Source organism: Piscibacillus salipiscarius JCM 13188, from assembly GCF_001311865.1.
GTDB lineage: Bacteria > Bacillota > Bacilli > Bacillales > Alkalibacillaceae > Piscibacillus > Piscibacillus salipiscarius.
In genome coordinates, this window is sequence record NZ_BBCD01000021.1 from 22698 (window position 1) to 36160 (window position 13463).

Annotated in this window: 8 protein-coding genes and 7 pseudogenes; 7 read left to right on the top strand and 8 right to left on the bottom strand. The window is 38.4% G+C overall.

Translation table 11 applies throughout. The features are described 5' to 3' along the window. Window positions 1–21: 21 nt before the first annotated feature. From JCM13188_RS13335 to JCM13188_RS13355, 5 genes and pseudogenes are all read right to left on the bottom strand, one after another. Window positions 22–927 (bottom strand): annotated as a pseudogene (locus JCM13188_RS13335) (ABC transporter permease). Between the two features lie 65 nt (window positions 928–992). Beyond that, a pseudogene (opp4B, locus tag JCM13188_RS13340) lies at window positions 993–1953 on the bottom strand (oligopeptide ABC transporter permease). Between the two features lie 7 nt (window positions 1954–1960). Further along, window positions 1961–2889, bottom strand: a pseudogene (locus JCM13188_RS13345) (ABC transporter ATP-binding protein). After that, window positions 2870–3891: pseudogene (locus JCM13188_RS13350) on the bottom strand (ABC transporter ATP-binding protein). Before JCM13188_RS13350 ends, JCM13188_RS13345 begins: the two co-directional pseudogenes overlap by 20 nt. 324 nt (window positions 3892–4215) lie before the next feature. Continuing rightward, window positions 4216–6366 carry a (Fe-S)-binding protein gene (locus JCM13188_RS13355; RefSeq protein WP_054754571.1) on the bottom strand — a complete coding sequence of 717 codons (2151 nt, stop codon included), beginning with the start codon at window positions 6364–6366 and terminating at the stop codon, window positions 4216–4218. A 496-nt stretch (window positions 6367–6862) separates the two neighbouring features. Between JCM13188_RS13355 and JCM13188_RS21275 the strand changes: the two genes are divergently transcribed. From JCM13188_RS21275 to JCM13188_RS13365, 3 genes are read left to right on the top strand one after another with little or no spacing between them, the layout of a single operon-like run. Continuing rightward, window positions 6863–7102, top strand: coding sequence for a phospholipase D-like domain-containing protein (locus JCM13188_RS21275; RefSeq protein ID WP_369405042.1), 240 nt, complete (start codon window positions 6863–6865; stop codon window positions 7100–7102). Further along, window positions 7096–7326 carry a hypothetical protein gene (locus JCM13188_RS19345; protein WP_279401852.1) on the top strand — a complete coding sequence of 77 codons (231 nt, stop codon included), beginning with the start codon at window positions 7096–7098 and terminating at the stop codon, window positions 7324–7326. The genes JCM13188_RS21275 and JCM13188_RS19345 overlap by 7 nt, the downstream gene beginning before the upstream one ends. 35 nt (window positions 7327–7361) lie before the next feature. After that, complete coding sequence (locus tag JCM13188_RS13365) at window positions 7362–7727, top strand: phospholipase D-like domain-containing protein (RefSeq protein ID WP_279401862.1); 366 nt, start codon at window positions 7362–7364, stop codon at window positions 7725–7727. A 41-nt stretch (window positions 7728–7768) separates the two neighbouring features. Here JCM13188_RS13365 and JCM13188_RS13370 read toward each other — a convergent pair. From JCM13188_RS13370 to JCM13188_RS13385, 3 genes and pseudogenes are all read right to left on the bottom strand, one after another. Continuing rightward, a pseudogene (locus tag JCM13188_RS13370) lies at window positions 7769–8267 on the bottom strand (YwgA family protein). A 14-nt stretch (window positions 8268–8281) separates the two neighbouring features. After that, a pseudogene (locus JCM13188_RS13375) lies at window positions 8282–9579 on the bottom strand (HD domain-containing protein). A 367-nt stretch (window positions 9580–9946) separates the two neighbouring features. Further along, entirely contained in the window at window positions 9947–10252 is a 306-nt protein-coding gene (locus JCM13188_RS13385) for a hypothetical protein (RefSeq protein WP_054754576.1), read from the bottom strand. A 67-nt stretch (window positions 10253–10319) separates the two neighbouring features. Here JCM13188_RS13385 and JCM13188_RS13390 point away from each other — a divergent pair, with 67 nt between their 5' ends. The 4 genes and pseudogenes from JCM13188_RS13390 to gerQ all read left to right on the top strand — a co-directional run bounded on the left by JCM13188_RS13390 (window position 10320) and on the right by gerQ (window position 13398). Further along, entirely contained in the window at window positions 10320–11147 is an 828-nt protein-coding gene (locus JCM13188_RS13390) for a lipoate--protein ligase family protein (protein WP_054754577.1), read from the top strand. A gap of 93 nt (window positions 11148–11240) precedes the next feature. Further along, window positions 11241–11984: a hydrogen peroxide-dependent heme synthase gene (gene hemQ, locus JCM13188_RS13395; RefSeq protein WP_054754578.1), complete on the top strand. Its 744-nt coding sequence runs from the start codon at window positions 11241–11243 to the stop codon at window positions 11982–11984. 288 nt (window positions 11985–12272) lie between these two features. Further along, a pseudogene (locus JCM13188_RS13400) lies at window positions 12273–12694 on the top strand (cell wall hydrolase). A 26-nt stretch (window positions 12695–12720) separates the two neighbouring features. Then, on the top strand, window positions 12721–13398 hold the full coding sequence (gerQ, locus tag JCM13188_RS13405; protein ID WP_054754579.1) for a spore coat protein GerQ: 678 nt from the start codon (window positions 12721–12723) through the stop codon (window positions 13396–13398). The last annotated feature ends 65 nt before the right edge of the window (window positions 13399–13463 follow it).

Below are 13463 nucleotides of genomic sequence, written 5' to 3' on the forward strand. Positions count from 1 at the left end.
CCAGGTGTAGGTACCATTGATTTAAGCTCTTCTCTGTCTAGCATCAGCTGCACGTTTTAGTGCTTCGCCAACGTTACGAACTGCTAGCATGAGTAATAGAATAAGTATGGCTGCTGGTAGCCAAATCCACCAACGTTGTTCTAACGTCGTTGGGTTCGTTGTGTAACTTAATAGAGTCCCTAAACTTGGTGTTTCTTCAGGGAAACCAAATCCTAAGAATGATAGACCTGACTCAATTCCAATATTAGCTGCTAAGTTAAGAGTCATCGTTACAACGATTAGTGATGTAATGTTTGGTAATACTTGTTTAAATATAATCTTCGTGTGTGAAGACCCTAATGTTCTAGATGCTTGAGCGTAATCTAGTTCTTTTTTCTTGTAAAGCTTTAGAACGTATCAACCTTGCGATCCCCCATCCATAAGAAAGCTGTCATAATTAAAGAGAATGAAATAACGCTATATTCTGGAACAATCGCAACGAATACGATAACTAACATAATGAATGGTAATACCATAAAGAAGTCTACGACACGCATTAATGCGTTATCGATATGACCACCAAAGTAACCTGAGACAACGCCTACCACAACACCAATAATGCCTGATAGGATGGTGACTAGAAATCCAATTAATAGAGAGTTTCTAGTACCTATAATTAACTGACCAAAAACATCACGTCCTCCATAGTCTGTCCCTAACCAGTACTCACTTGAAGGTGGCTCATATAAAGCAAATAAATCTACTTTAGCGATTTGATCTTGGTCTAAGATTAATGATGCTCCAAAACAAATAAAGTTATGAGTGTAAAAAACACTAATGAAACAAGTGCCAATTTATCTTTTTAATTTCCTTCCAAAAGATTGATAACCCGGAAGGACTTTTGTGCTGTTCTGTTTCTTGCTGAGCTTGATTTACTTCCTGTTCAATATCAACATCCTGCTGTCTGTTTGATTGTGCCAATTTGTCTCACCCCCCATTGATGTCTAATCAATTTATTTGATACGGATACGCGGATCTACAATACTTAAAATGATATCTGACAGTAACGCACCTAAAATTGCTAAAATACCAGATAATAGAACTAGTGCTGTTACAACTGAAAAGTCTCTTAATTGAATTGATTCGATAAATAAGTTCCCCATTCCTGGGTAACTGAAAATTCTTTCAATAAAAACTGTACCATTATAAGGTTTACAATTTCGTATCCAAAGAATGCTGCAATTGGAAGAATTGAGTTTCTAAAAATATGACGATTGTAAACACGACTTTCAGATGCACCTTTTGCACGAGCTGTTAAAATGAAATCTTTTGTTTCGTATCAATTATTTCACTTCTTAAGTATTGTACTGTTCCAACCGTTCCAATCAGAGCGATTGACAAGGATGGCAGTAATAAATGGTGCAACTTACTCAAAATGTATTGTAATGTTCCTGGTTCTAGGCCTGGCTCAACTGAACCGCCTGTTGGGAACCAACCAAGCATAAAACCAAAGACCCAAAGTGCAACTAAACCAAAGATAAAGATTGGTGTTGCAAATCCAATATAAGTGTAACCAGTAATTAACTGATCGATTAATTTGTCATTGTAACGACCACTAACGATCCCTAAAGGTAAGCCAATAGCATAAATCATAATTGTTGAAACTAATGATAGCCAGAATGTATTAACAACCCGTTGCCAGATTAAGTCTGATACTGGCATTTTATATTTAAAAGATTGTCCGAAGTCACCTTGGACAGCTCCAACTATCCAATCCTTATATTGAACATACCAAGGATTGTTAAGTCCCAGTTTTTCTCTCATTTCAGCAATACGTTCAGGTTTAATATTCGGATCAATTAATCCTGTTAACGCATCACCCGGCATCATTTTAGCTAACAAAAACACGATAACACTTAGTAATATGATTTGTGGTGTAGTGATTAATAATCTTCTAACTATAAATTTCCACATAGTCTGATCAACCTTTCTCTGGTAACGCTACCCGATGTGTATCGGTGACTGGTGTTAAATCGTACGCCAAGCCGTTTTCATCAAAATAATCATAGTACGAGTTTGAAAACTCATGCTTGACTTGTTCACGGAAGTTAAGGTTTTCTTGACGTCTTTTTGGATTAATGTCCGGAATCGCTGCAACGAGACGTTTTGTATAAATGTGCTGAGGAGAGTTAAAGATTTCTTCTTTTGTACCCTCTTCTACGTAACGTCCGTTATACATAATTCCAATTCTGTCACACATATGTTTAACTACACCTAAATCGTGGGATATAAATAAGTAAGTTAGATTTAATTCTTTCTGTAAATCTTGCATAAAGTTTAATACTTGTGCCTGAACCGATACGTCTAACGCTGATACAGGCTCGTCCATGATAATAAGCTTTGGCTTTAGAGCAATGGCTCTAGCAACACCAATTCTTTGGCGCTGACCACCTGAGAATTCGTGTGGATATTTTAGTATACTCTCAGGAGAAAGTCCTACTTCTCTAGTAGTTCCTGAACCTTCTTTTTCTCTTCTTGTTTCGATAGCTTTTCATAGTTTCTAAGAGGTTCAGCGATTATATCTAGTACGCGCTTCCTTGGATTCAAACTAGAGTATGGATCCTGGAAGATCATTTGAATATCTTTACGAATATTTACTCTTTTGCCACTTTTATTTAAGAGTTCATCTTGGAAATAAATTTTACCGTCCGTAATATTATTTAGCCCCATTACCGCTTTACCTGTTGTTGTTTTACCAGAACCTGATTCACCAACTAATCCATAAGTCTCACCAGGTTGGATTTCAAAGCTTACGTCATCAACGGCTTTGATTGAATCAACAACTCTATTTAGAATTCCACCACGGATCGGAAAATGCACTTTAAGGTTATCAACTTTGAGCAGTGTCATGGTTCTGTTCCTCCTTGCTCTCTTCTGGGAAGTAAAAATGCTTATAACATGTGCAGCGAACAAAGTGACCTGGACTAATTTCATGTAGTTCAGGATGTTCTTCATGGGCACTCGCATCAATCCATGGAATTCGTGCACTGAATCTACAACCTTGACGTGGTAAATGTTTAAGTGATGGAACAATACCGTGAATGACATGCAGTTTATCTTGTGCACTGTCAACAAGTGGAATTGAACTCAATAACGATCTGGTATAAGGGTGCTTAGGGTCTTCGAACAACGTCTTAACATCTGCAACTTCCACAATCTCACCTGCATACATAACAGCTACACGGTCAGCCATTTCTGCAACCACCCCTAAGTCATGGGTAATTAGAATGACGCCGGAGCCAAGATCATCTTTCAATTCACGCATTAAGTCTAATATTTGCGCTTGAATAGTAACGTCTAATGCTGTTGTTGGCTCATCAGCTATTAATAACTCAGGCTGATTCGCAATGGCAATTGCGATAATTACACGTTGTCTCATACCCCCGGATAATTCGTGAGGGAACTGATTATAAACGTGCTTGGGCCTAGGGATTTCGACCCTTTCTAAAAGCTCTATAATATAGTTTTTACGTTTCGATTTCGGCATATTTTGTTGTGAAGCGTCAAAACCTCATCAATCTGTCTTCCAACTTCCATCAGAGGATTTAATGCCGTTAATGGATCCTGGAAAATCATCGAAAGCTCTTTACCGCGAAATTTATTCATCTCTTTAAACGGTAAATTCGCAATATTCCGACCTTTAAAGTTAATGTCTCCTTCAATTTTCGCCCGGTTATGTAGTCCCATAACAGAAAATGCTAGAGCACTTTTTCCTGAGCCAGACTCCCCAACTATGGCTAGGACTTCGTTCTTATTGACGTTAAGTGATACATCATCAACCGCTGCGTAATACTCTTCCCCAATTCTGAAGGATGTCTTCAGATTTTTGATCTCTAGTAATGGATTACTCAACTCAATCACCCTATAGTTATATTTTCTCGATGACAAATCTTAAGGGTCTAAATTTCTCTAATTTTTAGAAAATTAAATTTTGATATAGTCTGTCCATATTAAAAAACCCATAAGTCTATTCGAGAATCCCCATTTTATCTTTATCAATAAATTTTTCTTTTTTCAGATAAGTTTAACATCTATTATTTTATGAAAGACGTCATCAAATTGCAACATCTTTTTTTAAATTTTTATAAAATTACTAAAATAAAAAAAATGGAAATTTCAAAAGTTTTTGTAGAAAATTAGCCCTAAGACTCTAGTCTTAGGTATAAAAATAACCCTCTAGCAACTCGTCGAAGCTAGAGGGGCAACATATGCAGGTTGATCCACTTTTGCAGGTTCCCCGAAGATTGAACGTTCAAGAACTTCTGCAACGTCTTGAGTTGTCACATCATCCTCAACTTCTTTAGCCTTCGTACCATCTGTAAGCATGGTTAAACAGTATGGACACGCACTCGAAATGGTGTTAGGCGTTACTTCTAAAGCCTGCTCTGTACGAGCAACATTTATGCGGTTACCTGTTGTCTCTTCAGACCACATCATACCGCCACCTGCACCACAGCACATTCCGTTTTCTTTATTACGTTCAATTTCAACATATTGAACGCCTGGAATGGATTCTAAAATTTTACGAGGCGGGTTATAGACATCATTATAACGCCCTAAGTAACAAGAATCGTGGAACGTAATCTTCTCGTTAATCGCTTGCTCTGGCTGCAATCGACCTTCTTCGATTAACTGTGCTAATAGCTCTGTATGGTGATAAACTTCACCTTCAAAACCGAAGTCAGGATATTCATTTTTAAAGATGTTATAAGCGTGAGGATCGATCGTTACAATCTTCTTCACTTCATTCTTTTCAAATTCTTTAATATTCTTCTCAGCTAACTCTTGGAATAAGAATTCGTTACCTAAACGACGAGCTGTATCTCCAGAGTTACGCTCTTTATTACCTAAAATAGCAAACTTAACGCCTGCTTTATTCATTAAACGAGCAAATGCCATAGCAATCTTTTGACTGCGGTTATCATAAGACCCCATTGAAGAGACCCAGAATAAGTATTCGAATTCTTCGCCCTCTTTTTTCATTTCCTTAACAGTTGGAATGCGAAGTGTTTCGTCTTGTTCTCTCCAGTTTTCGCGGTCTTTCTTAGAAAGTCCCCATGGGTTTCCTTGACGCTCAATGTTCATCATCGCACGCTGAGCTTCAGGATCCATTTTACCTTCTGTCATAACTAAGTAACGACGTAAGTCAATAATCGTATCTACGTGCTGGTTCATAACAGGACACTGATCTTCACAGTTACGACAAGTCGTACACGCCCATAACTCTTCTTCCGTTACTACGTCACCGATTAAGTCTTTTTCCATTACCTGCTCAGCAAGTGAGCCATTCGGATCTGCGGCTATTTGATTTCCTTGAGTCCCAGCAAAAGCATAAGATGGAACCCATGCAGATTTGCCCGTTACAGCTGCTCCCTTTTCAGTTAAATGGTCACGCAATTTCACAATAATATCCATTGGCGACAACATCTTACCTGAACCTGAAGCCGGACATACATCCGTACAACGACCACATTCAACACAAGCGTATAAGTCTAAGAGTTGTAGTTGATCTAAGTCTTCTACTTTTCCGACGCCAAACGTCGGCTCTTCATCAGACTCTTCCATTTCATCAATGTCAAAGTCGATTTTCTTAAGCTTTCCGTGCTTTTTATCTTTTGTTAAAAATACGTTAGCAGGCCCAGCTAAAAGGTGAGCGTGCTTAGATTGTGGCACGTAAACTAAGAAACTTAATAATGCGAATAAATGAATCCACCACATCACGTAGAATAAAGCGGCAGATGCAGTCGGTCCCATCCATCCAAAAGCAGTCGCAAACATGGATGCAACTGGCTCAGTCCATGTTAATCCATGACCATGCCAAACAATCGCGGCCCCGTTACCCATCAATACAGATAACATAAGCGTTGCGATAAAAATTAAAACAAGTCCTGCTTTAAAGCCTCGCTTTAAGCGAACAAGTTTTTCAATATAACGGCGGTAAAACGCCCAAACTACTGCTACTAAAATCGTCAACGTGACGATCTCTTGGAAGAACGTAAACCCTGGGTAGAAAATGCCAAGTGGCAAATGAGAATCAGGTGCTAACCCCTTCCAAATAAAATCAATAGCGCCAAATTGAACTAATAAGAAACCATAGAACATCATGACGTGAATCGCGCCAGACTTTTTATCCTTTAATAGTTTCTTTTGGCCAAATACGAACGTCAAAATATCTCTGACGCGCTGTTTCATGTCTTGGTCGAACTCTGCTTTTTTCCCCATCTTTATGTAAGCAATACGCGTGCGTACTACTTGTACAAAGAGGAAAATTCCGTAAGCGGTTACACCTAAAAAGGCTAACCAATTGATTAGAAGTAATGTGTCCATAAAAGTTTCCCCCCGCTAGTCTCGAAGTTGTCTAGTAACTATCTTATCATAAAAATTGTAATTTCATGAAAATTCTTTTTCTTACCTCTTATTATACAATGAATGAGCATTCAGTCAATGTTAAATTTAAGTAATTTAATCGTATAATAACGTTTTGGAAATCGCATAATACTTGAGAAGGGGGAGCTTACAGTGTGGGTATTAATTGTTATTATTATTGTTATTATATTTTTTAATCAAACAAAAACTTGAGACAGATCCCATTGACCATACATATCCCCACCGTCTTGCGAACATCGATTTTTACAATCATGGCGAGGAGTTGTATGACCAGTATTTTAAAGATATTCAATCCGCAACACAGTTTGTTTGCGTGTCTTTTTTTATTGTCAAAAGTGATCATTTTAGCGAAACGTTTTTTTTAAATTATTATCAGATGCAAGTTCAAGAGGTGTTGAGGTTTATTTATTAGTTGATCGTTTAGGGTCTTTTTGCCATTAGACGAAAAGATCGTGAAGACTTAAAAAAAGCTGGCGTTCAAATAGAGTATAGTAACCGGTTTAACATTTTGTCGCCGCTTCGTTCGTTTAACAGGCGTAATCACCGGAAAATCTCAATTATCGACGGGCGTATTGCCTATATAGGCGGTTATAACATTGGTGATGAATATATTAATCAGAACTCTAAGTTTTCTTTTGGCGAGACTATCACCTTCGTCTTCAGGGTGATGTGGTAAAGGATGTATTAGATTTATTTAAACAGGACTGGGAACAAAATACTTACGAGGCTCTAGAAATTAATTCAAACGTCGATATTACAGGGCATTATAGGTGTCAGCTCATTCCAACATCAAACGGCAAACTGCAGGAGACGTTTTTAAATTTAGTCCGTCAAGCAGAAAGTCGTATCGCAATAGGCTCGCCCTATTTTATCCCTAATAAAAGTTACTTGATTTATTAGAGAAAAAATTAGCTCAAGGCATTAAGGTTCAAATTATTTATCCTCATGATTCAGACCACATCCTCGTTAAGGAGGCATCTGCACCTTTTTTATCTCGACTTCACAGAGCAGGTGCTGAAGTGAGGCTATTTCAAGAAGGCTTTTATCATGCTAAGGCCATTTTTATTGATGATAAAGTTTGTGATATTGGTACGGCTAACTTTGACAGGAGAAGTCTTTATTTTAACCATGAAGTGAACCTGCTAATGTATGATCAGGAATTAGTCAGAAAGCTATATACCTATTACGAACAAGACTTCAACTATGCGACACCAATTTATGAGGAATGGTATGAGTACCCCAATTCCAAAACTCACATTGTAAAAAAAATATTAGCAAAATGGTTTCATCCGTTATTATAAAATGACACCAACCTGGAGTTTATTCCAAGTTGGTGTCTTCATTAATGCGCCTTCATTTCTTCAATAAATGACCACGCATCTTGTAGGTCTTCGTCTGTATAATTTTGCTTACTTTTAACTGTTAAAACCTTCTCTTCTACCTCGTGTTTTGGAAACGTATCAAAATATAGCATCGTTGAAACAAGTTCAAGAAATTTCGAGCTTTTAACATTCATCTTTTCGATTAACTCAGTCATATTAGGCGCTTGAACTTTTGAGTCATCTAAAAAGCCTGTCCCTTGCTCAGTTAACGTATAACGATATTGATAATAACCTTTTTCTTTCTCTTTCTCTTCATCTAAAAACCCTAAATTGCAGAGTTCTTCCACCCGAGTTGAAAGTTCCTCTGAATAAGGCCCGTAAAAATGGAATGAATAACGTTCCGAGAAATCAAAGCCTGATTTCTTAAGTATATAAACCATTTTCTGTAGACGTTTTCGCCCAACAACTTCCTCCGCCTGTTCAAAAAAATGTCATTAGTTTAGCATGATCTTCTAACATACACTTCTCAGCCCCTATCCCTTTAAAATTTCATTAATCCGACGTTTGATGTCACTGTCTTCGGGTAGTTGGTCAATCAAATCTTTCGCATAATATAATTTATGGTCTGTTCTCTTTTTACCTGAAATAGCTTCAACAATATCTGACTGTCTAGAGAGCTCTTTCAACTCCCCCATTCGGCATTTGTAGTAAAATTGGCAGTCGCTCTTCATCTTCCCCTTGTCTATAAAAGTCATAAGGTAGGTCGGATGATGAGTCAACTTCTAAATAATAAGACGGGTCTACTCCTGCTTCGATAAAACATTCTTTGAGATCCATTAAATCTCGGTACTGATTACCAGGATTAAATTCTACATATTTAAATAAATCACGGTCAACAAAACGACGACACAAATCTGCTAAAATGTGATCGTCCTCATCTTGCCAAATTTGAAAATAGTAATAAACTACATTCTCATCTAGCTTTAAATAATCTTTTAGCGAAACATCTTTTTCAAAAAAACTAACAAAATGGGTCGGCGCTAATTTAAACAAATAATCTGAGTGAAAAAAGTTCCTTAGCGCGGTGTAAAATTTTGGTTAGAATCACTTCTGCACTGCGTGTAACTGGATGAAAATAAACTTGCCAGTACATTTGGTACCTACTCATGATGTAATCTTCAACCGCATGCATCCCGCTTTCTTTAATCACAGCTTGATCTTCCATTGGTCGCATGACACGTAAAATTCTTTCCATATCAAAGTGGCCATAGCTTACACCTGTAAAATAAGCATCTCGCTGCAAATAATCCATTCGGTCCGCATCAATCTGGCTTGAAATTAAGCTTACGACTAATTTGTTACGGTATGTTTTGTTAATGACATCAGCTACATCTTGTGGGAAATTCGGGTCTACTTTAGTTAGCACTTGATTAACGCCTGTATCCCCAAGCACAATTTCACGAGTGAAATCTTCGTGGTCTAAGTCAAATACCTTTTCGAATGAATGAGAAAATGGCCCGTGACCTAAATCATGAAGCAGTGCGGCACATAAGCAGAGTAGCCTCTCTTCTTCACTCCAATTTGGTTTACCCTTGAAATTCTCAACGATTCGGCGGACAATCTCGTACACTCCTAATGAATGGCTGAATCGACTATGCTCCGCCCCGTGGAATGTTAAGTATGTAGTTCCTAGCTGTTTAATCCGTCTAAGACGCTGGAATTCCGGAGTTCCAATCAAATCCCAAATCACACGGTCACGAACGTGTATGTAGCGATGGACTGGGTCTTTAAATACTTTCTCTTCGCTTAATTGTTCATGGCGATACGACATTTTTTCCGACCTTTCTACAATGTATATCATCCATTATAACGATTTTTAAATTGAAATACATCCTTATGGCGAGAAAAATTTTATAACTTATGATTAAATGCGGAGAGTTCCCGCTGGTTGCAGGTAAGTCACTTGGCGATGCGGACAATTCACCCTGCGATGCGAACACTTCTCCCCGAGATACGAACAATTCACCACGCCACGTGAACACTTTTTCCCGGGATGCGAACAATTCACCACCTCACGCGAACACTTCTCCACGCCACTCAAACATTTCTCCTCGGGATGCGGACAATTCTCTCGTGAACACAATCTTTTTTCACAAACGAACCCCCCTGTTCAGCGTAATAAACAGGGGGGGTTAGGTTTAGCCGCGTGCTTTAGCTTGTTTATAGTTCATGATACCGTCAAATAATAAGGCGAAGAACGCAACCCAGTGAAGGATCATGCCGACGACTGGGATGAATGCAACAATCGAAACGACCATTCCGGTAATCGCACCCCATTTGGCGTAACCGTACTTAATAGACAGTAATAATATTGCTAGGTAAAATAAGAACATAAGCAGTAATGGTCCCCATGCGTTAGCGAAAATAAATGCGCCGCCAACAAATGGAATACCTAGGAAAAATTCAATACCTGATGCAATTAATTTTAAGATAGCTGTTAACAATGAATCCACATCCTTATCTGTTATAATATTTATTTGGTACATACAAAAAGATTGAAGGAACGATTTTATGAAGAAACATCCCTTATTAGATATTAATTATATTAGAAAAGTTGATCGAAGTAATGCACAAGATTCGAAAATAATAGAATCCTTCGCTGTTGATGATGCTTTATGTCTAGCCGCAAGTGAGCATCGTGAAACAAGTATTCATTATTGGGTTCATAAGCCAACTGTCGTCTTAGGTATTCCCGATAGCCGCCTTCCTTATTTAGAAGATGGAATCAACTTTTTACAAAAGCAAGGCTATGACGTCCTCATTCGAAACTCAGGTGGTCTTGCGGTTGTCCTAGATGAGGGCGTATTAAATATTTCCCTCATTTTCCCTGACGCTAAACATTTTGATATTCATGATGGCTATGAAGCTATGGTTGAATTTATTAGGTGGGTTTTTGAAGATGAAGGGCTGCCTATAGAAGCTTACGAAATTGAAGAATCTTATTGCCCTGGAACTTACGATTTAAGTATTCATGGTAAAAAATTTGCCGGAATCTCACAGCGAAGAGTTAAATCTGGGTCAGCTGTTCAAATCTATTTAGATGTTGAAGGACATGGAGAAGAACGTGCTGAATTACTCAAAACGTTTTATAAATTAGCTAAAAACGGTACTCAGACTAAATTTAATTATCCCAATATTAACCCTAATGTCATGGCATCACTTGAACAACTTTTTCATAAAAAGCTGTCTGTTAAACATGTTATGGACCGTGTTGAACAAAAATTAACTGAACAGAGCGTCACGATTGATGAACGTCCTATGTTTAGTGAAGAACGTGAATGGTTCGAAAACCGATTAGAATTGATGAAGCAGCGTAACGAACGATTGTTTCACAAATAGTTGTTAACAAAACGTTCAAAGGCTTTTCCTTTAACCTCGTTTAATTCTTTATGATATAGTTAAATTGGAAAATGAATTGAAGGAGTGAAACCAATGCCAGAAGCAGTTGAAACATTTGATGGTTGGTATTGTTTACATGATTTTCGTAAAGTCGACTGGAACGCGTGGAAATTAGCTTCTCAAGAAGAGCGTGACCAGGCGTTAAATGAATTTAATGAACTCATGCAAGGCTGGGAAGAGATAGAGTCAAACCGAGAAGGCAGTGTTGGTTTTTACCAAATGATTGGCCAAAAAGCTGACTTACTCATCATGAACCTTCGCCCTACAATGGACGAGCTGACCGATCTTGAGACAGCGTTTAATAAAACTAAACTCGCTGAATTTTTAATTCCAGCATATTCGTTCGTATCAGTTGTTGAGCTATCCGCTTATATGGCAAAAGGTAAAGACCCTGATACAGACCCTGAATTTCAGGCTCGCCTTAAGCCTGTACTTCCAAAATGGGAACACATTTGCTTCTACCCAATGGACCGTAAGAAAGATGCCGTTAACAACTGGTTTATGGAAGAGAAAGATGAGCGTGGCCGTTTAATGTATGAACACGGTATGACTGGCCGTAAATATGCAGGTAAAGTTCGCCAAATCATTACAGGTAGTATCGGTTTCGACGACTGGGAATGGGGCGTCACTTTATATGCTCACGAAATGATCCAGTTTAAAAAACTAATTTACGAAATGCGCTTTGACGAAGTGAGCGCACGCTTTGCGGACTTCGGTGAATTCTTCATCGGGCATCGCAAGACAAAAGAAGACTTAAATCAGATTATGGCACTATAACTGAGTCACATTTGTGGCTCAGTTTTTTGTTGGTTAGTTTTATTCCAGTGCTACTATTTACATTTCCTCCTCTTCTATTTCGGTTCAAGTGCATTCTATTGATATTCACGCTCGCCCTAACTTCCCAATTGACACTACCCCTCATTCTAACGACTTTCCTCTAATGAATTACAACTCTTTGCTATTAAAAACTTTTTACCTTTTCAAAAAGTACAAGCACCTATATCAACATTTACCCATTTCAACATATAAATGAACTAGTGGTGGGTATGAAAGAGGTGGTATGAATTGGCAGTCATTGCCTACAACGAAGCACAACTAAGAGAACTAGCAAGACTTATGCGCGCCGAAGCTGAGGAAGACGGTAAGTTAGGCATGCTTTTAGTCGGAAATGTTGGGGTTAATAGAGTTTTAGCCGAATGCTTAGACTTCACTGGAATTGATACGCTATCGGACATGATTTATCAATCACCTGGTGGGTTTGAAGCAGTCACTCAGAATTATTTCTACCAGAGAGCTCGCCCAAAAGATATCCGTTTGGCTCAGCGAACTGTCGACGGTGAACAGTTTGACCCTGGTGATGATTCACTGTGGTTTTATCGCCCAGTTGGTGATTGTAGAGCTAGGTGGTATGGGCAATGGAATGTTGGTAGATTTAAATCGCATTGTTTTATGCGCCTACACAAGCAGAATGTCCAGAAGTCTATTAGTTATTTAAATAAATTTTAGGAGGTTGATGATCAATTGGATCAATCAAAAGGCAAAGGCGGAAAGTTACCGGATAAAAAAATCTTTTAACGACCCGAAAAATCTCATGGGCGGGCAAGGTAAATGGCCAGGCAAAAACCCAAAATGGTCTGGCGGAAGCGGAAAAAAGTTAAGTCTTCCAGGTAAAGGACAAATGGGTAACAAATTACAAGGAATGGGTGGCGGACCTTCTAAGGGTCAAAACCCAAATAAATTTGGCATGGGTCAATCCCAAGGACAAATGCCAGGTATGGTTCAAGGTATGCAACAAGGGCAAACGATGCAAGGAATGCCTGGAATGGGTGGTCAACAAATGATGCCAGGTATGGGCCAAATGATGCAAAACGGTGGTATGCAAGGCGGACCGATGATGCAAAATGGCGGCCAAGGTCCAGTTCAAGTTCCAATTGGTGGTGGCCCTATTGGCAGAGAACGTTCATACATTGAAAATATCTTAAGGCTTAATAGAGGTAAAGAAGCTAGAGTATATATGACGTTTGAAGGTCAAGATACTCAAGATGTATTCACAGGTACAATCGAAGAGGCTGGAAGGGATCATATTGTTTTAGCAGATTCTGACTCAGGTAAGTGGTATTTACTACTAATGATCTATTTAGATTATGTTGAATTTAATGAGGAAATTGAATACCAGTATCCGTTTGGATAAAAAAAGTAACCCCATTGAGAGCTTAACATTTCAATGGGGTTGCTTTTTAACGGGCTAAGACCAAT